The 21,982-nt window shown below is 42.7% G+C and carries 18 protein-coding genes and 1 pseudogene; 9 read left to right on the top strand and 10 right to left on the bottom strand.

Features of this window, described 5'->3' with window-relative positions:
- Positions 1–5: 5 nt before the first annotated feature.
- Positions 6–2,699, bottom strand: a complete 2,694-nt coding sequence (locus HBH39_RS16540) for a M14 family zinc carboxypeptidase (protein ID WP_167679744.1) — start codon at positions 2,697–2,699, stop codon at positions 6–8.
- A gap of 112 nt (positions 2,700–2,811) precedes the next feature.
- Between HBH39_RS16540 and nfuA the strand changes: the two genes are divergently transcribed.
- Positions 2,812–3,390, top strand: a complete 579-nt coding sequence (nfuA, locus tag HBH39_RS16535) for a Fe-S biogenesis protein NfuA (protein WP_167679743.1) — start codon at positions 2,812–2,814, stop codon at positions 3,388–3,390.
- Between the two features lie 64 nt (positions 3,391–3,454).
- On the opposite strand, the gene HBH39_RS16530 is transcribed toward nfuA, so the two are convergent.
- Positions 3,455–4,543 (bottom strand): PepSY-associated TM helix domain-containing protein, encoded by a 1,089-nt coding sequence (locus HBH39_RS16530; protein ID WP_167679742.1) that lies wholly within the window; start codon positions 4,541–4,543, stop codon positions 3,455–3,457.
- A gap of 390 nt (positions 4,544–4,933) precedes the next feature.
- On the opposite strand from HBH39_RS16530, the gene HBH39_RS16525 reads away from it, so the two are divergent.
- From HBH39_RS16525 to HBH39_RS16510, 4 genes are all read left to right on the top strand, one after another.
- Positions 4,934–7,087, top strand: a complete 2,154-nt coding sequence (locus HBH39_RS16525; protein WP_244325689.1) for a TonB-dependent siderophore receptor — start codon at positions 4,934–4,936, stop codon at positions 7,085–7,087.
- Between the two features lie 175 nt (positions 7,088–7,262).
- Positions 7,263–8,276, top strand: a complete 1,014-nt coding sequence (locus tag HBH39_RS16520; RefSeq protein ID WP_167679741.1) for a permease — start codon at positions 7,263–7,265, stop codon at positions 8,274–8,276.
- A 17-nt stretch (positions 8,277–8,293) separates the two neighbouring features.
- Positions 8,294–8,524, top strand: coding sequence for a thioredoxin family protein (locus tag HBH39_RS16515; protein WP_167679740.1), 231 nt, complete (start codon positions 8,294–8,296; stop codon positions 8,522–8,524).
- Between the two features lie 141 nt (positions 8,525–8,665).
- On the top strand, positions 8,666–9,328 hold the full coding sequence (locus HBH39_RS16510) for a YoaK family protein (protein WP_167679739.1): 663 nt from the start codon (positions 8,666–8,668) through the stop codon (positions 9,326–9,328).
- Here HBH39_RS16510 and menE read toward each other — a convergent pair.
- The 4 genes from menE to menD form a co-directional block, all read right to left on the bottom strand.
- Positions 9,325–10,860 carry an o-succinylbenzoate--CoA ligase gene (gene menE / locus HBH39_RS16505; protein WP_167679738.1) on the bottom strand — a complete coding sequence of 512 codons (1,536 nt, stop codon included), beginning with the start codon at positions 10,858–10,860 and terminating at the stop codon, positions 9,325–9,327. The two genes, HBH39_RS16510 and menE, sit on opposite strands and share 4 nt — an antisense overlap.
- Positions 10,861–10,915: 55 nt before the next feature.
- Positions 10,916–11,962 (bottom strand): o-succinylbenzoate synthase, encoded by a 1,047-nt coding sequence (gene menC, locus HBH39_RS16500; RefSeq protein WP_244325688.1) that lies wholly within the window; start codon positions 11,960–11,962, stop codon positions 10,916–10,918.
- 150 nt (positions 11,963–12,112) lie between these two features.
- Entirely contained in the window at positions 12,113–12,904 is a 792-nt protein-coding gene (gene menH / locus HBH39_RS16495) for a 2-succinyl-6-hydroxy-2,4-cyclohexadiene-1-carboxylate synthase (protein WP_167679737.1), read from the bottom strand.
- Positions 12,904–14,643, bottom strand: a complete 1,740-nt coding sequence (gene menD, locus HBH39_RS16490) for a 2-succinyl-5-enolpyruvyl-6-hydroxy-3-cyclohexene-1-carboxylic-acid synthase (RefSeq protein WP_167680126.1) — start codon at positions 14,641–14,643, stop codon at positions 12,904–12,906. The genes menH and menD overlap by 1 nt, the downstream gene beginning before the upstream one ends.
- 249 nt (positions 14,644–14,892) lie before the next feature.
- Here menD and HBH39_RS16485 point away from each other — a divergent pair, with 249 nt between their 5' ends.
- On the top strand, positions 14,893–15,723 hold the full coding sequence (locus HBH39_RS16485; protein ID WP_167679736.1) for an HDOD domain-containing protein: 831 nt from the start codon (positions 14,893–14,895) through the stop codon (positions 15,721–15,723).
- Positions 15,724–15,802: 79 nt separating this feature from the next.
- Here the strand turns inward: HBH39_RS16485 and HBH39_RS16480 are convergent, their stop codons facing one another.
- Complete coding sequence (locus HBH39_RS16480) at positions 15,803–16,288, bottom strand: Lrp/AsnC family transcriptional regulator (RefSeq protein ID WP_167679735.1); 486 nt, start codon at positions 16,286–16,288, stop codon at positions 15,803–15,805.
- 154 nt (positions 16,289–16,442) lie between these two features.
- On the opposite strand from HBH39_RS16480, the pseudogene yjeH reads away from it, so the two are divergent.
- Positions 16,443–17,716 (top strand): annotated as a pseudogene (yjeH, locus tag HBH39_RS16475) (L-methionine/branched-chain amino acid transporter).
- Positions 17,717–17,768: 52 nt separating this feature from the next.
- On the opposite strand, the gene HBH39_RS16470 reads toward yjeH, so the two are convergent.
- Together HBH39_RS16470 and HBH39_RS16465 are read right to left on the bottom strand one after the other, a co-directional pair.
- A complete protein-coding gene (locus HBH39_RS16470) occupies positions 17,769–18,227 on the bottom strand; it encodes a TerB family tellurite resistance protein (RefSeq protein ID WP_167679734.1) in 459 nt (152 codons plus the stop codon).
- A gap of 194 nt (positions 18,228–18,421) precedes the next feature.
- Positions 18,422–18,955, bottom strand: coding sequence for a DUF2780 domain-containing protein (locus HBH39_RS16465; RefSeq protein ID WP_167679733.1), 534 nt, complete (start codon positions 18,953–18,955; stop codon positions 18,422–18,424).
- A gap of 149 nt (positions 18,956–19,104) precedes the next feature.
- Between HBH39_RS16465 and HBH39_RS16460 the strand changes: the two genes are divergently transcribed.
- Together HBH39_RS16460 and HBH39_RS16455 are read left to right on the top strand one after the other, a co-directional pair.
- Positions 19,105–19,839: a hypothetical protein gene (locus HBH39_RS16460; protein ID WP_167679732.1), complete on the top strand. Its 735-nt coding sequence runs from the start codon at positions 19,105–19,107 to the stop codon at positions 19,837–19,839.
- A gap of 22 nt (positions 19,840–19,861) precedes the next feature.
- Positions 19,862–21,358 carry a DUF4145 domain-containing protein gene (locus tag HBH39_RS16455; RefSeq protein ID WP_432280127.1) on the top strand — a complete coding sequence of 499 codons (1,497 nt, stop codon included), beginning with the start codon at positions 19,862–19,864 and terminating at the stop codon, positions 21,356–21,358.
- A 150-nt stretch (positions 21,359–21,508) separates the two neighbouring features.
- On the opposite strand, the gene HBH39_RS16450 is transcribed toward HBH39_RS16455, so the two are convergent.
- Positions 21,509–21,862: a hypothetical protein gene (locus tag HBH39_RS16450; RefSeq protein ID WP_167679730.1), complete on the bottom strand. Its 354-nt coding sequence runs from the start codon at positions 21,860–21,862 to the stop codon at positions 21,509–21,511.
- Positions 21,863–21,982: the final 120 nt, after the last annotated feature.

Below are 21,982 nucleotides of genomic sequence, written 5' to 3'. Positions count from 1 at the left end.
CAAGGTTATAAGCCTGTCGGTATAAAAAATAGTGCGTTGGCGTACACTTTTTCGCTGCCTAGCCAGAAGTTACGAAACAGCAAGTTATCGCTCATTGCCACTATCGCCCCGCGACCTTTCGGCTCCACTAACATTGCTGGATGATTAGCAAATGCCCGTTGATATTCTTGGGCCATATACCCACTGACCAGCAATTTATCTTGATAGTGAGCGGCTACGGTAAAAGGTGTATTGACCGAATCAAATGCCAGAGGTTTATTTTTCATGACACTTAAGGTGCCAGCTAAGCCAAAGGTCAATGGATGGGAGTTGTCTAAATTCAGGTTTACAATCGCGCCGCCAATGTGCTGTTTTGCCTTAAATGCCGCTTTATCATTAAAATTAAGCTGATCACTGTTAAACAGTTTTTCATAATAACGGCTGCTTTGCGGTTCATGCCTTAATACATTGCGTTTATTAAGCCAATTGAGTGCACCTTTTTGCGCCACAATAACCCCACCGTCTATAACGTATTGCCCTAACTTGCGAGCGCTGACCTCGTTCATGCTGCTAAAGCTGCCTTCGGTCATAAATATGTGGCTATAGCGGCTTAAATCTATGTCATTGATTTGTTCGCCATTCACTAGACTAACTGGCAATTTGAGTGTTTGATCAAAGTGATACCATAATTCACCCACTTCAAAAGGATCTGTACCAAAGCCACTGATAATCATCGGCTGCACAGGCTTAATGGTGACAAAACTATCTGAGCCCAAGTTGATACCACTCAAGCTCGCCGATGTTGAGGTTGCGACCACATCCACCTGCCAGTCTTTAGTGGCTTGCCAAGTTAATTGCATCACCTGTTGCACGCTTTTACCACTTTGCTTTAGCGGAATTTGTAAGCTGCCTGCGACAAATTCGCGCGAGAATATTTGCTGGCCTTGAGTTTGTTTGATACTAAAAGGTTGCTTGGCAAACTTAACCTGGACCCCCTGATTAACCAATTGATTAACAAAGCCACTGGCGTTTGATTGCTGCCAGTTAATCAGTAAGGCTACACTATTTCTGGGCCAAGGCGGGGTGTCTGAATCGCCAAGCTGCAGATGATGGTAAAGCATAGGTTGGCGAGTTAGCACATCCACATCAGGGCTCACATTCGGCACCACATCGAGTGCAAGAGCCGATTGGATATCCCAGGTTGAGATATCGTAAAAGGTGGTATCTTTAAATTCAGTACGTTTATCAAATAATGCTTCTAATAAGCTACTTTGAGCTTGATTGTCGGCCACAAAAATACTGTCGAGTGGGCGATATTCTTTACCGGCATGATGCAGTGATTTGGTTAAATACTGAAACTCAATTTGGTGTTGGCTTAATAAGTTAGCTAGCTCATCGCGGCGGGCTGTGTCATTTAAAGCACGAATTAAGCGCCCCTTTATACGTGCAATAGGTTGCTTATTTTTTTCGCTAAAAAAAGCGCTTTGATAGTTCAATAACTCTCTTTTTAACGTTAATGCACCCTGTAAACTAGAAATTGAGGTGGCAAAATGATTAGCGATAGCGCTTTGAAACGTCACTATGCCGTTGGCTGAAGCTTGTGCTTGACCGCGGGCGCTGGCTTGTTCAAATAGCACACCAATCGAGCCGTTAATGTCAGGGTAGGTTGAGCCTTTGCCGTAAAAAAAGTCATCAAACAATTCACCACTGAAATAAACTTGTTTCACTTCATCCAGTGCGCTGCGATGGTAATTAGCGAGTTTTTCGGTGAGTTCTTGGTTAGCTGGCGGAGTCAAAGGGTAAACCCTATCGGCGACACCGGGCTGAAAAAAGTAAGATTGATTGTTCCACATCTCATGGAAATCGCCAACATAGTGCGGTTGCCATTTATGGAAAAAAGCGACTCTTCCTTGGCTGGCTTTATGGCGTAAAAACAACCAATCACGGTTTAAGTCAGCCAGGTAATGATTCCCCCGTCCACTGGGCCAGTCTTGGCTATGTTCTCGGTGTTGGTTGTCGGTGACCAGTACTTGACCTTTGTGGTTATTTGCCCAAGTGGCAAAGCGGTCAAAACCATCTGGATTTTGGCTTGGAGTTATCATTACAACAGCTTGTTCAAGTAGTTGTTGTACCCAAGGCTCTTGGCTTGCCGCTAAGTAATAACTCAAGGCTAAAGCTGCATGTGCGCCACTGGCTTCGTCGCCATGAATGGAATAAGCCAACCAAATTACCACAGGGCCATTTTGTGGCAGCCCTTGTTTTGCTAGGCTGCGCTGCTCAATAATATTGGCGAGATTACGTTGGTTTTTATCTGAGGTAATAATGGCGGTGAGTTGGTCCCGCGCTTCAAAGCTTTTGCCTGCAGAGTCTAACGAAACGCGTAAGCTTTGGTTCGCTAATTGCTTCAAATAATAGTTAATTTGGTCATGACGTAAATGCCACTCACCTAAGGGGTAACCCAAAAAGGCAGCGGGTGATTCAATACGCTTATCCAGTTGAATGTGAGCCATGGCTTTTTCAAGACGTGATGGTTCAAGCTGCTCGGCAACCGATAAGCCATTAAACAGCAAACAACAGGTGGCGAATAAGCCAAGATTAAACCAGCTAAAGCGAAAAAGGCGAAACAAGATCATAACAAACAAAAAATTACCAAGTGAGAATGGCATAACCATACTGGTTAACGGTAAAATTCGCCAATAAAAGCATGCAATAAAGTCCATTTTTTGTGAAACAAACTTACTCTCAGGGCTACAAAGCCACTCCAACAGAGAGTATCATAGGGCTAATTTCTTACTAATTTACTCAGGTATACCCTGACGGAGCCAGGTTTTTATGATCACCATTTCCGAAGCAGCTCAGGCACATTTTGTTAAATTGTTGGCAGATCAAGCAGAAGGCACTCATATTCGTGTTTTCGTTATTAGTCCAGGCACAGCACAAGCAGAGTGTGGTGTATCTTACTGTCCGCCTGATGCAGTAGAAGCTGATGATATTGAATTACCATTTAATGGTTTTAGCGCCATGGTAGATGAAAAAAGCGCCCCTTTCTTAGAAGAGGCCACCATTGATTACGTGACGGATCAGCTTGGTTCGCAATTAACCCTGAAAGCACCTAACGCAAAAATGCGTAAAGTCGCTGATGATGCGCCATTAAAAGAGCGTATCGAGTATGTCATTCAGTCTGAAATTAACCCACAGCTAGCCAGCCATGGTGGCAATATCATGTTGGTTGAAGTGACTGACGAAGGCGTAGCTGTACTACAATTTGGTGGTGGTTGTAATGGTTGCTCACAAGTTGATATCACTTTGAAAGATGGTATCGAAAAGCAATTATTAGATCTTTTCCCAACAGAGTTAACCGGTGTTCGTGATGTGACAGATCACCAGCATGGCGCACATTCTTACGCATAAACTGGCTTGTATCCATAATAAAAAAGCGGCTTAATTAGCCGCTTTTTTTGTGTTTACTGATTGATTACCTTGTGGCTTTTTTCTTCTTAAAAATACGACGGTAAAAAGTCACTGTGCTAAACAGTAAAATGATCATAGTGAAAAATGAAATCAGGGTAATAAGCAGCACGTAGCTAAAGGGCATATTTAGCGCATCGTGTAATGGTCTGACAAAGCTGGCTATTTGTCCTGATAGTGGTCTATCACTATGTTTCAAAGCGGCTTCAATTTCACCCGTATCATAATTCATGGTAATGCTGTCAGCTTGTCTTAACCAAACGTCACTGTGGCTGTCAAAACGAATGTTGTAGCTCAGTGGTTGAGGTTTTACGTTAGCCGATTGATTATCTTGTGCTTCAGGTTTGCGGTTCATTGGCTTGCTAACGGCAACCAATAAGGATTCTGGCCATAGGCTTTGGGCGGTTTTTAGTTGGTTATACCAATCATGAGCGTTACTCGTTGGATAATTAATCTCAGTAGCAGGCGCTGTCTTTAAATAATCTACCCATAAACCTTTGTAGGTAATTAAAAAACCGCTAATACAAAGTACAAATAAGGGCACTGAGATAAATAGTCCCACTTGGATATGGCTTTTAACTAAACTGCTTGAACGAGTATCACTTGGCAGAGTGTGTTTTAAGCGAAACGTTTTTCGTACCCGCCACCATAAATAAACGCCAATCAATACAATTAAGCCTGCCACTAATGATGCCCATGCATTAATGTATTTGCCTACATCACCAATTAAAAAATTACGATGTAGCCAAAACATGGTGGCGTATAAAGGAATGTCTCGATTGGAATGCACTGACAACTCATTGAGTTGGTTGTCTAGGGCGATAGATTTTCCTCTGGTTGCGGCCTCAATATAAGGTGTGTGTTCAGTTGGAAAACGTACGGTACTCATCTCTGGGTAGCGTTCAAATACCTGCTCAACGACTTGTGCTTTTTGCGCCGTGGTAAGTGGTAGAAATTGTTGGCCGTGGTCATCAAGTCGTTTAAGCATGTCGACACTGCCAAGGTATACCCCTGTCGTGAGCACAATAAACATTGAGATACTGACAAAAAAACCTACCCAGTTATGAAACCACTTTAATGCTGGTACTACTTTCATTTTTGTTTTTCTCTGGCGGTATTTTTAGTGACTAAAACACTTGCAAAAATACATTATTAAAATCGATAGTGGCGAATGATAATCAATATCATTTGGGTGTTCAATTAAAGAAATGTAAAGATGTCCAATAAATAGCAATATCCTCGTTCGGTTCACACTTTTATTTATCTTAGGCTAACTCATTGATTCAAAGTCCTTTGTTATCTAATGGTTAATTGTTCGGTTGTTTTGTGTAACGGCTTTCTTGTTAGCATTCACCTGTTGATGATTAAGATCACAGTAATCAATTTCAGGCTATTTTATTGCTTCACACCCATTTAAATCTAAATGATAATCTATCTCATTAAGGTTTATCCTTTGTCAAATTCTCTTTATTAAGGTCGGGTTTATATGAAAGTTTCATCCATTGCGTGTGCGGTTACTTCTGTTTTGATGACAAGTGGGTTAATGGTGAGTGCTGCTTTAGCAGAAGAGTCCAGCGTAAGCGCACAATATGGAGAAGACTTCTCGTTAAATATTGAACGTATTCAAATTACAGGTATGAACTTTAATAATTACAAAGTGGGTTCGGCATCAGGAGCGATGCGTGGTGATATCGATCTGATGGACACACCGCAGTCTGTGAATGTTATCCCAAGCTTTGTAACCGACGAGCAATTAGCAACAAACTTGTCTGAAGTATTAGTCAATGATTCCAGTGTGACAGGAGGTACTGAAAAGTGGAATCGCCAAGTCTTCAATATTCGTGGTTTCGAATTAGCCTCTGGCAGTGGTTTTTTAATCAATGGTCATCAACAGTTTTCTCATTACGTGCAACCGATTGAAACCCTGCAGCAAGTAGAAGTGTTAAAAGGCCCTTCAAGCATGCTTTATGGTCAATCTGGCCCTGGTGGGTTAATTAACATGGTGACCAAAAAGCCAACTTATGATCGCCTATTGGATGTTGCTTTAGATACTGACGAAAATGGCTCTACCCGTATTCAGTTAGATGCTGGCGGCAGCATGAATGAAGCACAAACTATGCGTTATCGAACTGTGTTAGTTAAGCAAGACACTAAATACTGGCGCGAGTATCAAGATGATGATGCTGTGCAAGAGCGTGACCGCTTTTTGGGCTACTTAAACCTTGAATTTGATTTAACTGATGATGTGATGTTGTCGCTAAAGTACGACTATACCCAAGATAAAACAGGTCTAGATAGCGGAGCTTGGTTAGATGACAATGGTAAGGTGATTGGTAGTAGAGATGACATTTGGGATATGTCATGGGCATTTACTGATAATGAAGTACAAAACCTAGGTGCTGATTTAACCTGGCATATTTCTTACGATTGGACCATGAAGACAGGTTATAACCATCAAACCTTTACACGTCAGCGTTTGGATTCGTCACCAAGGTTGATGACAGGGTCGAAAAATCCGTTTGAAGATGGCTACTATCTTAATGCATTTGACCGTCACGATGACTGGCAGCATAAAACGGCTTATATCGATTTTACGGGTGAACTATCCGGCTTTGGTGTTGAGCATAAGTTATTAATCGGTGCCAATATATTGGATTATTATTATGGTCAAATGCGACAAGATGGTGAGAAAAACCAGCATATAATGCCGGGTGAATCAGTGCCAAGACCTGATTTAGATTACCGTAATGGTGACATCAGTAGTCAATCTAAATACAAGCATTACGGTTTCTATATTCAAGATTTAATGACCATCAATGATCAGTGGCAAGTACTAGCAGGCTTACGTTACGACGAACAAAAAAGAGAGGGAGCAGGGCAAGATAGTTACTCTGTTTCACCTAAGTTTGGCGTGGTTTATTCTCCAGCGGATAACGGCAGTATTTATGTCAATTATTCAAAAAGTTTTGAACCGCAATCGATTGTCACTAGCGATAATGATGTCAATGAAGGAATGAATCTTGATCCTGAATACGGTGAGCAGTTCGAAATTGGCACCAAATGGGAGCTGTTTGATGGTGGTTTAATGTTAACTGGTGCGGTGTTTGACACTAGGGTAACCAATGTGACAGTTCGTGAAGAATTAGCGCAGCCTATTGGTGATAAAGACTTTATTACGACTCAAAGCGGTAAGCAGCGTCATCAAGGCTTTGAAGTCGGCGCTCAAGGGGCGGTGACTGATAATTTATTTATCACTAGTTCAATGATGTTCCTTGATGCACAGTACATTACCAGTGCAGAAGATACGGCTCAGTTAGATGGTAAAACGCCAGTTGATGCACCTAAATGGTCGGCCAATGTGTGGACGCGTTATGAAGTGACCGATGATGTGGCATTAAACTTTGGTGCTGTGTATGTTGGTGAGCGTTTTGCCAACACGCAAAATACCATTGTGAAAGAGGGGTATGTTCGTTTTGACTTTGGGGCAGCGTACAACTTTGCGGTGAACAATGTTGATATGAACTTGCGCCTTAACGTCAAGAACCTATTTGATACTGACTACCTTGATGGCGGCACCAATACAGATGTCACTATTGGTGAAGGACGCCACTTTGGTTTAGCCTTTGAGGTCAAGTTTTAATCCATAACACCTTGATGCCAATCACCGACTCATAGTGATTGGTAACATCAACCAAATGCGCTGCGCTTATTCTGCCAGCGCATTTTTTTATCCCGTTAAATCGCGATCTAGCTCAGATACGCCATGGAAATAATCCGCTATTGTAATCCTATGATGCTTTTTTGAGCGCCAGCTTATGTTTCAGATTTTTACTGATTTTGCATCTTGGCTTATTTATGATCTTGTTGGTTTGTCGTCTCAAACCAAGCTTGGCAGTGCGTTGCATTTTTTTGTCGAGGATGTGACTAAAATTTTTGCCTTATTATTGGTGATGATTTACCTGATTGCCCTAATAAGAGCGTCACTAAACGTTGAGCGGGTCAGAGATTATCTTGCCGGAAAACCGAAAGGCTTGGGCTATTTAATGGGGTCAGGTTTTGGGGTGGTTACGCCATTTTGTTCCTGCTCAAGTATTCCAATATTTTTAGGATTCACTTCTGCCGGTATTCCTCTTGGGATCACTATGAGCTTTTTGATTACTTCACCGCTGATCAACGAAGTGGCGATATTGCTACTAATGAGCCTGCTAGGGGTAAAATTTACCATCTTGTATGTTGTGGTGGGGATGAGTGTCGGCATGCTCGGCGGCTTTTTTCTGGATGCGATTAAGGCCGAGCGTTGGCTGCAATCTTTTGCTGCTGATGCGTTAAAGCGCGCTCAACAAAACGATGCAGTTTCTTCTTGTATTGCTGTCACACCAAGCATGTCGCTGCAACAAAGGCATCAATTTGCCAAAATAGAAATGATCGACATTTTTTCAAGGGTGTGGAAGTGGGTGATTATTGGCGTAGGGCTTGGTGCTGCGCTACACGGTTTTGTACCTGATGGTTGGATAGAGGCGCATCTGGGTGACGGTCAATGGTGGTCTGTACCTGTTGCTGTGTTACTTGGAATTCCACTTTATTCAAATGCCACAGGCGTGATCCCTGTGATGGAAAGTTTAATTGTAAATGGGCTACCCATTGGCACTACACTGGCCTTTTGCATGAGCACAGTGGCGGCAAGTTTTCCTGAGTTTATTCTACTTAAACAAGTCATGCAGTGGCGATTATTAGCAATATTGTTCAGCATGTTATTGATTTCGTTTACTCTTGTCGGTTGGCTGTTTAATGCCTTTACGCCATTTTTATCCTTCCCTTATCAACACTAATTGATTGAGGCTGCATTATGAAAACCATTAAAATTTTAGGTTCAGGTTGTAAAAAGTGTCTTGAAACTGCACAACTAGTGCAAACCCTTGCCGATGAAAAATCAGTGATGGTTAATATTGAAAAAGTCACCGATGCGGCACAAATTATGGCTTATGGAGTCATGAGTACCCCGGCAGTGGTGGTGGATGATAAAGTGGTTCACAAAGGCAGTGTTCCCACTAAGGAGCAATTGGCCGCTTGGATTTAGTGGCGCGCCATAGAGTTCACAAGTCAGATTGACCTGTTATTTATAACACTTGCTATAGTATGGCTGTTGGTGTCACTTAATGGCTATGCCGTTGTTATTATCTATAATTTGCTCAGTATTCTAGCTTCTTAAGGACTGTTTGTGATTTCAAAGTTGCCCCGCTGGGTCGAATATGGATCGTTTTTACTTGCCTTGGTGGCAGGCTTAATTAACGCCATTGGTTTGTTAGGTTTTAAGCATCAATCCATTTCACATTTATCGGGTACTGCTACCTTGCTCGGCACGGGAATGGTTAACTCAACCTTCAGCGATGTTTTTTATTTTGCAATGATTTTGCTTAGTTTTCTTGTGGGAGCTGCGGTTTCAGGGTTCTTTTTGCGCGGCGGGGCGTTACGGCTAGGACGTAATTACTCTGGCTTGCTCTTGTTAGAGGCAATATTGATATTGGGCGCGATTTACTTTTTGAGTAAAGATTCTATGAGCGGCCATTATTTTGCTTCCGCTGCGTGTGGACTGCAAAATGCATTGGCAACCACTTACAGTGGCGCGGTGATCAGAACCACCCATGTAACCGGGATTTTTACCGATTTAGGTATCATGTTGGGTGCAAAGTTACGTGGAGAGCAATTTGATAAAAGAAAGGCGCTATTATTTTTATTAATCATTGTCGGCTTTACTTTGGGCGGCACGTGTGGCGCTTTTTTATTTAGCCTATTTCACTTTAATGCGTTATTTATCCCAGCCTTAATTTGTATGCTTTTAGCATTATCATATTCTATCTATAACGCTAAAGTGGGCCATTAGTCGTGGTGACTTTGTGGTGTATCTTTGTCAGCTAAGTGATGAGAAGACACTGCGGCTATCATCTGTTTACGGTTGATTTTCAATCCTTGAGTGGCGATGGCTGGCCAATTGAAAAACTGTCTTGGTCTTTTAAAGCTGGCTAGTTGTTGGCTGACCATCTGTGCCAGTTGTTGTTCAATATCTGTCGGCAAATCAGTGGTGTTATAGCCGATAATGGCGGCAGGCAGCAGGCCAAACTTGGCATCAGCTTGGCCAAATACAATGGCCTGATTAACTAAAGGGTGTTGCAGTAATACCGATTCGACTTCTTCTGGTTGAATATTTTCACCGCCGCAGATAAACATATTGTCGGCACGGCCCAGTAAGGTTAGCTGGCCTTTGTCATTCAACTGGCCGCGATCATGGGTGCAAAACCAACCTTGCTCATCAACTGGCAGATGTATTTGATAGCTTTTTGATTTTGCTTCAAAGCTTAAATAGCCTTGAAACAAGCACTCGCCTTTAACCCAAATTACGCCATCGACTAATTTAAGCTGTCGCCCCGATAATGGCCGTCCATGATGCTGCTGTAAATTGGCTTTGGCTGTGGTGATTTGCGAGCTCATCTCGGTCATACCGTAGCTGGTGTAAGCATGAATACCTTGCTGCTTAAGTTGTGAAATCAGTGAGCTTTCAATCACCCCGCCGCCTAATAGCAAGGCTTTTACTTGGTTTAATGCATCCGGTGTGTGGTTGATCATTTGGATTGCTTGAGTTGGCACCATAGACACATGGGTGATTGCATCGCTAATCATTTGCTCGGCTAATGTTTGGCTATCTGATTGTAATACAAGGGTTGCACTGGCTAAGGCGCAGCGATTAACAATGGCTAGGCCACCAATATGAAATAAGGGCAAAGACAATAACCAGCGATGATCAGCCGCTAATGGTATCGCGCGGCTTGAGCCTTGGGCGCTGACAATATGATTGAGCAGTGAATGCACCGCAGCCTTTGGGGTACCGCTTGAGCCTGAGGTTAAAATGACATTGGCGGGTAAATGTGGGTTTATTTTGTTGGCCGTCAAGCTGCTTGTGGTGAAGTGTGGCTGAGTTTGAAAGGCCATTTCTGCTGAGTTTAGCAAGGTGATACTGGAATTTAATGTCGCTTTTAGCTGGCTTAATTGGCTATCGCTTGCCCACAGATAACCAATATTAAAGCGGTTAAGTAGTTGGTTAATTTGGCTTTGGGCAAATCGGCCATTGAGAGGGAAAAATATCGCGCCGATTTCACAGCAAGCCCAATACAAACTAATCACTTGCTTGGTTTGTTCAGCGATTGAATGATGTTGATGAGTACTGGCGTTGTTTGCCGATGGGATAGGAATAATGACCCCAACAAGACTGCCTTGGGTTAACCCTTTTGCATGTAACACCGCTGCCAGCTGCTGCACTTCTTGCGCCCAGCTTTGATAGCTTTGGCGGTGGCCGTTGATGATAAGTGCCGAATGATCGGGCGTTGTCATTGCAGCTTGCTGCAAGGGGGTTAACATCATAACGAGTACCTTGTGATTAACTAAGATGCTTTTGTCAGGCGTAGAGTCTTTAGGGTTATTGAATGATTTTTAAAAGTGTCATGTCAAGTGAGCCATCGGCTAAACGTAATTGCTGATTAAAAGCGCTTAATGTATCAAGCCCTGGTGGGTTATCTGGTGTTAACGCTTGGCTAATTAACCTAAGGTCGTCAATGCCAACGTCGCTTTCAAGGCTGGAGCTTAAAATGCAACGCACATTGCAATGTTCGGCTTCGGTGACGATATCTTGTAGCAAGTCGAGTGAGCCAATTAACATAGGTTTTAAAATTAAAGCACCAATACCCGGTTGCGTTTTGAGTAAGGCTTGATAGTCAATATCTGCTGCTAATAAGCTCTCATCTAAGGCATATTTTATGCCTAGTTGGTTATAGACCACCTGATTGTCTTTGCTGTGAATGCAAGGTTCTTCAATGTACTCAATTTGCTGTTTGGGCAAGCAGGCTAAAAAGTCGATAGCCTGTTCAGGAGTAAAGCCACAATTGGCATCTAATCTTAAGGTTAACTCGGGCTTGCGAGCTAAAACTTGATGCACAAATGCAATTTCACTTTGCATATCGGTTTGTGCCACTTTTATTTTGACGCTGTGTATATGCTCTAAATCCGCAAGTTTGTTATCAATTTCAGTTTGGGTTAAACCACAATACAGTAATGGAATGGCCGCCTGAGGCAGCTGGCGAGCGGGGAGTTGTTGTTGGCATTTTGCCGCAAGGACACTTAACCCAAATTGAATAGAGGCAAACTGCCTCTGCTGTCCGGTAAAACGGCTGTTTTGTTCAATTAACTTGGTGAGTTGCGATAATGGCTGCTGCACGAGTTGGTTTTTAATCTGTAATAGCTCAGCTTTGACCTGCTCTTGGGTTTCAGTGCTAAAACCTGTTAATGGTAAACCTTCAATATCAATGCCTGTCAGTGGGGATATTTCAGCAAAAGCCTGATGTTTGTCATCTAACATCATGATGACAATGAACCCAAGGCGATGGTCAATGCGCTGTTTAGCAACAGGTAAGGGCGGGGTTAAATCAATTTGATATTGATAAAGCTCAAATGCGGTGATCATTGGCATAAATTTGTTCTCTTAAATAATACCAACCCTAATAAATTACGGGTCATGCTAGCTTGTGAAAATACCGGATAAAAAGGCATTTTCCTCTGCTATTTCTGTCCACTTATTTACTGTGATTGATATAACCTGCCTAAGTAAGTTGGCGTCTGCTTAATGCTCAGGGTTAAGCAAAGATAATAACCTGTCACTGAACACTTGCGGCTGCATTGCATGAATATTGTGACCCACGCCGTTAATTATCGATAACTGTAACTGGGTTGACGTACTGGCTAAGTGCTGTTGCCAATCTTTAGCGAGTGCTTGAAATTTATGGTCATGCTCTCCGGCAATAAAAAAGCTTGGGCAAGGTAATTGACTCAATACATCGCGGCAATCTTGCTGCAAGCTTAATGAAGTTGCTAGATAACATTGTTGTAATTGCTGCGGATTATTCCACTGGCGCTTTTCAATCAGTTGTTGCCGTTGCTGTGCCGTTAAATCCGCAAACACGGCTTGTTGGTACCACTGGGATAAAAACTGTGGCAATGGCATGTGTATCAACTTATCTGCCCACTGCTTATCACTTAGTTGGCGTTGTTGTTTTTCTGTCGCGGTTTTTAGCCCAGGATGCGCCGATTCTAAGGTTAAACTTAATAATGATTTTGGGTAGAACTTGGCAATGTGCAAAGCGATACGCCCGCCTAATGAATAACCCACTAAATGAAATTGTTGGTAACCCAGTTGAGTTACTTTATCAACAATATCTTGTGCACTAGCCATAAACCCAGGGGTAGGCAGCGGCAAATGATTACTGCCATGGCCGGGTAAATCTAAACAGATACAATGATAATGTTGGCTTAAGATTGGCATGAGTGCTTGCCAATCATCTTTTGCTCCCATAAAACCATGCAAAAAAACCATGGCGGGTAAATCTGGATTACCGAAGCGGTTAATTGCGGTCATTAGTGTTGTCTCACCCATTGACTGATTTGGCTGATTTGATCGCTAGCTTGATTTGGGCTGACATTCACCTCAATCACGCTGGCATAATTAAACTCCATTGCTTCTTGGTAGGCTTCGGTGAGTGACTGTAAATCGTCAACCTGCCTGTAAGCTAAGCCGAACATGGCTGCGCCATAACCAAATTCTAATCCGTGTGATAAACGATAAAAGTCAGCTCTGAGTTCTTCTGTTGGTACGGGCAACAAGTTAAAAATATTGCCGCCATCGTTATTTAATACAATCAACACATACGGGCTGGTAACTTGCTTTAACATGGCCAATGAATTGATATCGTGTAAACAAGAAATATCCCCAATGATCAGGGTCATTGGCCGTTGTTGATCGAGTGCTATTCCTGCGCTGGTGGCAATAATGCCATCAATGCCTGATGCACCACGGTTGGTATAAATTTGAGGTAATGCAGGTCCAATTGGAGCGTACATGTCGTATAAGCGGATGGGCAAGCTGTTACCTATAAACAATATATGTTCGGCGCTTTGCTGTTTCGCCACCCAGCGAATGGTTTGCGCTTCTCCAAAGTGTGTTTGGTCAATATGTTGCTCAAATAAAGCTTCTAATACTTCATTGTGTTTGAGTAGCGCTATCCCCCAGTCTGCGCTAGACGAACGAGGCCAGTTCAACGCACTAAAATTGCTAACACTGGTTTGCCAAATCTGTTTGCTTTGATGGCTAGGATCTAAACGGCTTGCGCTAGGCAATACCTGCCAGTAGCAATGCCATGTTTGGTTGGCCAAAAAGTTGATTAGGCGTTTAGAAATAAAGCGGCCACCAAACACTAACACCCTGTCGGCCTGCTCAAGTAATTTGGCGGCTTTGGGGTTAAGTAGCAGTTGATCAACATGGCCTATCACGCTGGAATGTTGACGCAATTGTGACTGGGCATCGACCACAATCGGCCACGCTAACTTTTGGGCTAAGTCGATAATTTGTTCAGGCTTATCTTGTGGTGACAATGTACCGACTACGATGACCCCTTTACCATGAGCAAAGCGCTTCAGGCTGTCATCCGTCGGTAACACCGCGCCCTGTTGTGGGTGGTACAAACTGTAAGGATGTCGATGATTTAGCCAAGCTCTTATTGGTGTTAAGTATTGCTCAATAACCACAGGAGCCTGCTTTAACGTTTGCGGCAAACTCGTGACTTTATTGGGGTAAAAAGGTTCACGATACATGCAGTTAATGTGCACTGGCTGGCGATGTTGGCTGATAGCTTGGTCAATCGTTGTCAGTAATGCACTGGCTGGAAAGGCTAAGTCTGGTGTAGGTAAGTTAACTTGTGCAGCATAATTAGCAAAAATTGCTGGCTGGATAATAGCTTGATTCGCACCACAATCAATTAATTCGCTAGGGCGGTCGCCTGACAATACAATTAAAGGCACATGGGTTAACCATGCCTCAACAATGGCTGGATATAAATTGGCAACTGCTGTTCCTGAGGTGGTAATGATTGCCACAGGTGCATTAGTTGCTTTGGCTAATCCTAAGGCCATAAAACCTAGGCCACGTTCATCAAAATGAACATGACGAGTTAATGATGTTTGCGCCGCTGCGGCTAGGGTTAATGGGGTTGAACGGGACCCCGGTGCCATGCACACATGTTTAACCCCTAAACGGGTTAATTCTTCTAGGATCAACTGACCCCATAATAGGTTTATATCGGCACTGCTCTGCTGTTGCATATCAAGACTTACCTGCATTAAAAAATCTGTTTAAGTGTAACCTTTAGCGATGGCTATATCTAAGATTTAAGCGTTATTTATTTGAAAGATGTCATAAATTGTTCATCTACAAAATTCAGTAAAAAATCAGTTGACTGTATTTTTGTTGTGCTAATGTTAGTTATAGGATTTGTATAAATCTATTAACTGAACAATTTTAAGTAAGCGTGCTATTGGAAAGGTTGTTTGGATACAACAAGGAGAACAGATATGCAGTCTGCGGCATTGTTAAATAGAGTTGATGAGTTACCTCGCTTACCTAAAGCAATTAGTGAATTATTAGAAGCTGTAAATGATGAAAGCAGTTCGATAAGAAGTATTTCTGCCAAAGTGGCTCAAGATCCATTAATTAGCGCGCGGGTGCTGCGTTTAGCTAACTCAGCCCATTTTGGTCGCAGTCGTGAAGTGGGCTCGATTGAGGATGCAGTGATCCGCTTAGGAATGCAAACATTGCGTACCCTAGTGATAGCCTCCGCTGTTGTTGGCGCTATTCCTAAAGTTGAGGGTATTGATTTAGCGGCTTTTTGGGGAGAAACCTTTGAAGTGGCTTTATATAGTCAAGAGTTGGCTAAACGCTGTGGTGTCGGACCTGACGAGGCATTTACCTGCGGTATATTGCATCGCATTGGTGATTTGTTAATTGCAACGGTTGAGCCCTCTTTAGCTGCACAAATTCGTGCCGCGGCTGAGCAGGGGGGCGACACGCAAGATTTAGAAACTAAGCTACTGGGGTTTGATTCGCCATCAGTGGGCGCATTATTGGCAAACAACTGGAAATTCGCGCCCTCTTTAGTTGCGGGTATTGAGTTTCAGCGTAATCCTTTATTGGCCGAGCCAGCTTCAAAATTAGCCGTGATAATTTATTTGTCGAATCAAATTTTCACCCATTGGGATGATGACCGTGGTGAAGAGCCTTTCACTGCTTGGCTGGCTGTGCTTGCTAATAAAGCCGGTATTATTAAAATGGATATGTCTGGCTTAACGGACAAACTGATTGATTTACGTGGTAAAGGCCTAGAGATAGGGCAGCAATTAGCTTAATGTTTGAGCCATATGAATCATCAGGCCAGTCATTTATATGACTGGTTTTTGTTTTTAGGGGAAATCATTCAGATTCAACTTAAGGGTGATTGTTAATCCATTCACTGAGTACCACATGGGTTTTTATCGAATCTGTCGAGAAAACCTGGTGATCCGAGCGAAGCGATGTCGCGGGGGAGTTCACTTTGATAATATCGTCCTGTGCATCAATATGTTCACGTATTTCATGCAAACGTTGCATTGACTCACAGCGTACATAAACCAGCAAATCCATCTCGCCGGTTATGCCATGACAAGAAATAATTTCGGGGATTGTGTGAAAAACATGTACCACATCTGCACAACGGGCACATTGATGTTGAATTTCAAAATACGCCGAGACGACCGCTTTTTGAGACTCACTCAGTAGTACCAGATACCCACGAATTACCCTATTACTTTCGAGCTTTTTAATTCTGTCGGTAACTGCACTGCGGGATAAGTTGACCTGTTCCGCAATAGTTGAAACACTTTGGCGTGCATTGTGACGCAATTGATTAATGATGGCCTTATCAAACTTGTCCATATTTAGTTCCATATTCAATGCCGTCATTTTGGCGGTATTGTTTGTAAAGTCCGGCAAAATGTCGGACATTGCGCGCAACTTGGCGATAACATTTCGCAGAATGTAATCAAAAGGCAATTTATACTAGGGCAAGATAACACTACTGGGCATGAGAATGAATCAAATAACTGCAACGATCGGCCGCTGGCAAGGCGCCGGATTAATGGCTACTACCTTGTTGGGTACAGGGGTATTTATTTTACCGCAAATGACCATTGCGGTAGCCGACTCGGGCGCCTTACTAGCTTGGTTAATTTTAACTGTGGCTATTTTGCCCGTTGCCTTAGTGTTTGGTTTGCTCGCGGGGCGTTTTCCTCATGCTGCTGGGCCGGCTTATTTTGTTGAAAAGGCCTTTGGTCAAACTGCTGGACGCACCATTGGATTAATTTTTTTATTGGTGATCCCTATTGGTGCGCCAGCCGCAATTTTAATGACATTTCAATTTATGAACGCCTTAGTGTCACTGCAAAATGGCTGGCAATTGGTCGCTGAGCTATTGGTTGTGTTAATGCTATTGCTGCTCAATATCCGCGGTATTCAAGTCTCTGCTAAGTTACAGTTTGGTTTAACCTTGGCAATAGTCTTTGTGGTGGCATTATTATTTGGCGCAAGTGGGCTTAATGCAGATCAACTAGAGTCGTTCAATCAAGCTAGTCATCCGCAAGTGAGTACTGTGATGTTAGCTATGGGGATTGGATTTTGGAGCTTTTTGGGGATTGAAGCCATGACCCATTTAGCCGGAGATTTTCGCCACCCACAAAAAGACATGCTACCGGCCATTTTGATGGGCACTGCGCTAGTGGGGTTATCTACCTTGCTTGTACGTTTTTATTGTTAATGGTACCAACAGACAAAAGCGGAGTGGCGATGATCAGCGCTTTTGATTATTTGCTTAATGAAAGTTTTTTACAGGGTTATGGCGCTAAAGTTATTGGCATTTTAGGAATTGCCAGTGGTTTAGCGACTGTGAATGTGTATGCTGCGAGTGCGTCTCGTTTGTTGTGGAGCTTTAGTAAAGAAGGTATTTTGCCAAGTTACTTTGATAAGTTAAATCAACACGGTGTGCCTTTTAGAGCACTGTTTGCTATTTTAGGTGCGATGGCTGTGGTCATTATACTGACTTTTTTTAGCGGCCAAGATTTAGAAAAGCTGATTGCTTGGAGTAATGGCGTGTTTGTGATTATTTACCTATTAACCATGCTGTCAGCGCTTAAATTGCTCAGCAAGCGCTATTGGCTGTTGGTGCTAACAAGCTGTGTTTTTTGTATTGGGCTAGGTATCGCGCTGGCAGATAACATGCTTTATGCCATGATATTGGTCGCGATTATTGCGCCATTCATGTGGTGGCAAAAGACGCACTTGCAGCGTAAAACAGTGCAGCAAATCTAGTGTTAAGCTGATTTTTTGAGCTTAAAATCAACCTAATTAGCCTTTATGATGATTAATCAGAGGTTGTTTGCTGAATAGCAATATTACGCATTTGAATCAGTTCGCTGTGCTTGAGATAAAGTAAATCTGAGGTGCGGCGAATGATTTGGTCTTCATATTGCGACAATTCACCATCTGCATAAGCTAGACGCCACATGGCTAGCAATAATTGCTGTTTTTCTTCTAAGCTAAATTGCTCGTTAATTTCAGCGGTAAATTCAAATAAGGACGTAGCATTACCGCGCACTTTGGTAGCCTCAGCAATTAATTCTTGGGCCTGAGTTTGAGAGGTCCCTAAGGTATCCATCAACATTTGTGGCAGTAGCTCAATTTCGAACTGATTGAAGGTTTCATCGGCATAAACCACTTCAAGCAATAATGTTGCTGCGGCTAAATTAAGCTGTTTGGCTTTGTCTTCAGGGCTGATAGCTTGTGAGTGTGATTGAAGAAATTGTTTCAATTTGGCGATCATAATAGCCCCTCAAGGTGCACAGATACTTTATCGTAGCAAAAACAACAATGCCGAGCGACGAGCTCGGCATTAATTTATGTTTAGGTTTGTTATCTAAACCGCGTTAACAGCAGAGTTAAATTAACCTCGTTAAGTCAGTTTCTAATAAGCCTTATAATGAAACCTTTGGCTAAAACTTATCGAATAATAGACTGTTATAAAATAGAGCCTAGGCCTTTCATTAACAAATCAACTGTGCCATCGCCAGATTGGCTTTGTAGATATTGTTTGGCAATATCTACCATAGGGACAATGTAATCTTTTGAAATACCCAACTTTTCGAACGTGTCATATACCATGGCACTGCCTTGCAGTGAGGCACCAATATCACCGGCCTTAGATAGTAAACCTGACATGCCAGAGCTTGAATCTAAGCTAGGCACGGCAGCAAGTAAGGCATCGGTACCCGGAATACTGTCGCTAAGCTGGCTAAAATCATTATCGCCTAAATTTGATTGCGCCAAGCTAAGTAATGAACCTAAACCGCCCGCAGCTTGTGTCTCATTCAAGCCTAGTTGTGACATCACATTACCCACAAGAGCGTTATCCGCAAAACCGCCAGCAACACCTGAGTTTTCAGTAACGGTTTTAGCCGCTGTGTCGGTGACCTTGTCTAACCATCCCGCTTGGGCTGGCGAGGTTAATAATGTGGCAGATAAAATAGTGCTAGCAATGATCAAGCGATTCATACAATCAATCCTTCGGTAAATACAATCATTGCGCATGTTAACTTTTTTTACATCTTTACGACATAACTAAAGATTGATTTGTGCAAATTCAATCGTTTTTGGGTATCCTTAGCCGCATATTAATTAAAGTCGTTTTTGGAATCATATTTATGTCACTGTCAGCGATATTGACTGAAGCTTATAATTTTTTTCGTAATCATCTACAGCAATTGGCGGCGCTAACGTTTCCGCTTTTACTTATTCAAGTGGTTATCCAATTATGGTTGGGTAATGAAATGTTGAACGCTGATGTTGAAAACCCACAATTTGGTGGTATTCATGCCGCAGCCATGATGCTGTTATTAATTGTGTTTTCATTTTTAATTGCGGCGTTAACCTTGTATTTAGATGTTCGCTCTCGCGGGCATGATGTCACCCCTGCTATGGTAATGAAGCAAAGCTTCCAATATGTGCCGCCGTTATTACTTGCGGGGGTTTTCTCTGGTATTGCGATTCTGTTGCCATTTATGCTGTTTGCGGCTTTTGGGTCTTTTTGGTTGGTAGGCTTAGTCATTAGCTTTTATCTATTTGCGCGCCTTGCTTTTGTCAATTTTATGGTAATTGTTGAGCAGCTAACCCCGCTTGAAGCCATGAAACGCAGCTTTGTATTTTCTGGTCCTATAGTGTTAAAAACCATAACAATATTAATGCTTTATTTGCCACTATCTGTAATTGGCGGCGCAATATCGCAAACGGTAGCGCCAGTAGGATTTCCATTACAGCTTATTTCCGACACTATTTTTGCTTTCTTCGGTTTATTCGTTAACGTCGCCTTATTCCGTTTATACATGGTGAGTAAGCCTGTGACTGATGAGCCAGCAGAAGATGATCACACTGAAATCTAGTTAAGTTGGCTAGATAAAAGCTTTGAAGGGGAATTGTTTGATAACCGATATTGAGTTTGTTAGTCAATTCTCAACGGAGCTGGGTGAGGATTATGCCTGTGCGAAAAGTTATGTCAGGGATATTCCCACTCAAGCGTTGGTATTTGTCCGCAGTTTTACTCATAAATTAGCTGCATTAGTGGCTAAGCAACAACAGCTGCAATTTACCAGTCCTAATTTGTATGATCGCATTGAGCAATTGAATCAACATCGATTGCTTGATGTGACCGCCATTCGTGCAATGCATAAGCTTCGGGCAGACGGTAATCGCGGTGCTCATCCTGAAAAATACCATTTAACTCAAGCACAGTTAGTGGCGCTTGCGGAAAAGTCTATTCATCAAATATTGGCTTTAGTCAGCAAAGTTTCTGCTCAGCTATGTGAGCAGGCTTTACCTAAATATCGCTTTGTGGCCTTTGATTCATTTGCCGGACGTGACTTGTGTTATCGCGCCATGATGCACAATGATCACCATGCGCAATATTTGGTGGCCATGTCGTTTAAAGCCCAAGCGTTAATGGCACAAGAACAAGCCAATACCGTAAGCCTTGATCAAACGTCAGTAGATAATACTGCTGCAGAAGTGCAGCGTTTGTTCAGTCAGGCTGCTTACTGGTTTGCTCAGGCTGCACCCTTTGAAGATGCTGCATTATTTGAGCATGGCGTGAGCCTTTTACATGGTTATGATCAGATTTCTGCTGTGGCAAACGCACACCCATCAAAAGAGGATGCTCAAGCTCAACAAAAAGCACAAAGTAAGCAGGGCGAGCTTTTCATTGCCAAAGCGGCAAGTGTTGGCGTGGTTGAAGCACAAGCTTTGTTGGGGTATTTCTATTTGGTGGGAAGCCAAGCATTTAAGGTAGATTTGGCCAAAGCGCAGACATTACTGACCCAAGCTGCTGAGGCTGAAAATGTTGAAGCCATGTCGAACTTAGGGGTGCTGTTTTATCAGTCGCAACAGCTTGAGCAAGCCTATCTGTGGGTCAATAAAGCTGCGCAATCTGGCTACCCGCATGCCATGTATCACTTGGCGTTAATGCTTGCTAATGGTGAAGGTTGCCAGCAGGATGAGGCTGAAAGTGACAGATGGTTACAAGAGGCCGCAAGCCAAGGTCAGTTAGATGCCATGCTGCACTGCGCAACGCAAATATTGCATGATGATTGTGCTTCTAAGGAGGCATTAGTCAAAGCGGAAGCTTATCTGCATGATGTGATTAAATATGGCCATAATGTGGCCGCAATGATTGAGCTTAGTGTGGCGTTGGCTGATGGGATTTTAGGTAGAATTGATGTGATGCAATCAGCCTATTTACTGACTCAAGCTAAACTTCATGCAATGCAAAATAGTAACGAGATTCAGCTGCAAGTGATTGAGCCATTATGGCAATCACTATTAATGCAAATTGAGCGGGTGATTGAGCTAACCCCTTCTGAAGATGAGTTAACGGCGTTATTAGAAGCTAAGCGTTTGCTTATCTGATGCCTAAGGTTGAGCAATGTTGAGCAATGTTGAGCAATGTTGAGACCAGTCATTGATGTGCAAATTAGCTTAGAACTTAGCAAAAAGCCTGACTGTGATGCCAGGCTAACCAATGGGGCGAATCCATTAAGCGAGTCAGTGACTTCTTAATTAATCTGCTTGATGCTCGAATGTGCGACCACTGTGGTGAGATGGCTTGTTAGCTTGAGATGAAAACATATCGGTGAAAGGTGCACGTTGCTCACGTTGTATATCACTACGACCTTGATAAATATCCTGATACTGTTGCTGTGCCCTTGCCGCAAATGGCTGCATTCTAGCAGTAAATCTACGCCCTAAAATCTGCATGGTGATAAAGCTTAATACTGCAAAAAGTAAGATGAATGGCAGTAAAAAAATCGATAAAAACATAATGATGACTAATGACGCAAAAGCCACAATTGGGTTAATTGTGATCAAACGATTTTTTAAATTAGCAGTGCTAAATGATGGGTTAAATCTCATAATGGCTCCTAAAAGCGACGCGTCGATAAAGAGGATAACAACGATTTAGGGCTAGTGTGCCTTTGTAGACATATTATGTCACGTTAAGTCTGGTTAATGTTCAGCCTTGTTCGGGTGCTG

Origin of the sequence: Shewanella aestuarii (genome assembly GCF_011765625.1) — a bacterium.
Classification (GTDB): Bacteria; Pseudomonadota; Gammaproteobacteria; order Enterobacterales; family Shewanellaceae; genus Shewanella; species Shewanella aestuarii_A.
The sequence above is the reverse complement of the archived record's forward strand: the minus strand, read 5'-3'. Positions and strand labels throughout refer to the sequence as shown.

What these genes read in the sequence shown, in the direction of transcription:
- HBH39_RS16485 (WP_167679736.1), top strand. Translation starts at nt 14,893, where the DNA reads ATGCAGTCTGCGGCATTGTTAAATAGAGTTGATGAGTTACCTCGCTTA.
- menD (WP_167680126.1), bottom strand. Translation starts at nt 14,643, where the DNA reads ATGCAACAGCAGAGCAGTGCCGATATAAACCTATTATGGGGTCAGTTG.
- HBH39_RS16540 (WP_167679744.1), bottom strand. Translation starts at nt 2,699, where the DNA reads ATGGACTTTATTGCATGCTTTTATTGGCGAATTTTACCGTTAACCAGT.
- HBH39_RS16515 (WP_167679740.1), top strand. Translation starts at nt 8,294, where the DNA reads ATGAAAACCATTAAAATTTTAGGTTCAGGTTGTAAAAAGTGTCTTGAA.
- HBH39_RS16480 (WP_167679735.1), bottom strand. Translation starts at nt 16,288, where the DNA reads ATGGACAAGTTTGATAAGGCCATCATTAATCAATTGCGTCACAATGCA.
- menH (WP_167679737.1), bottom strand. Translation starts at nt 12,904, where the DNA reads ATGACCGCAATTAACCGCTTCGGTAATCCAGATTTACCCGCCATGGTT.
- HBH39_RS16520 (WP_167679741.1), top strand. Translation starts at nt 7,263, where the DNA reads ATGTTTCAGATTTTTACTGATTTTGCATCTTGGCTTATTTATGATCTT.
- HBH39_RS16525 (WP_244325689.1), top strand. Translation starts at nt 4,934, where the DNA reads ATGAAAGTTTCATCCATTGCGTGTGCGGTTACTTCTGTTTTGATGACA.
- HBH39_RS16450 (WP_167679730.1), bottom strand. Translation starts at nt 21,862, where the DNA reads ATGAGATTTAACCCATCATTTAGCACTGCTAATTTAAAAAATCGTTTG.
- menE (WP_167679738.1), bottom strand. Translation starts at nt 10,860, where the DNA reads ATGATGTTAACCCCCTTGCAGCAAGCTGCAATGACAACGCCCGATCAT.
- nfuA (WP_167679743.1), top strand. Translation starts at nt 2,812, where the DNA reads ATGATCACCATTTCCGAAGCAGCTCAGGCACATTTTGTTAAATTGTTG.
- HBH39_RS16460 (WP_167679732.1), top strand. Translation starts at nt 19,105, where the DNA reads ATGTCACTGTCAGCGATATTGACTGAAGCTTATAATTTTTTTCGTAAT.
- HBH39_RS16530 (WP_167679742.1), bottom strand. Translation starts at nt 4,543, where the DNA reads ATGAAAGTAGTACCAGCATTAAAGTGGTTTCATAACTGGGTAGGTTTT.
- HBH39_RS16470 (WP_167679734.1), bottom strand. Translation starts at nt 18,227, where the DNA reads ATGATCGCCAAATTGAAACAATTTCTTCAATCACACTCACAAGCTATC.
- HBH39_RS16465 (WP_167679733.1), bottom strand. Translation starts at nt 18,955, where the DNA reads ATGAATCGCTTGATCATTGCTAGCACTATTTTATCTGCCACATTATTA.
- menC (WP_244325688.1), bottom strand. Translation starts at nt 11,962, where the DNA reads ATGCCAATGATCACCGCATTTGAGCTTTATCAATATCAAATTGATTTA.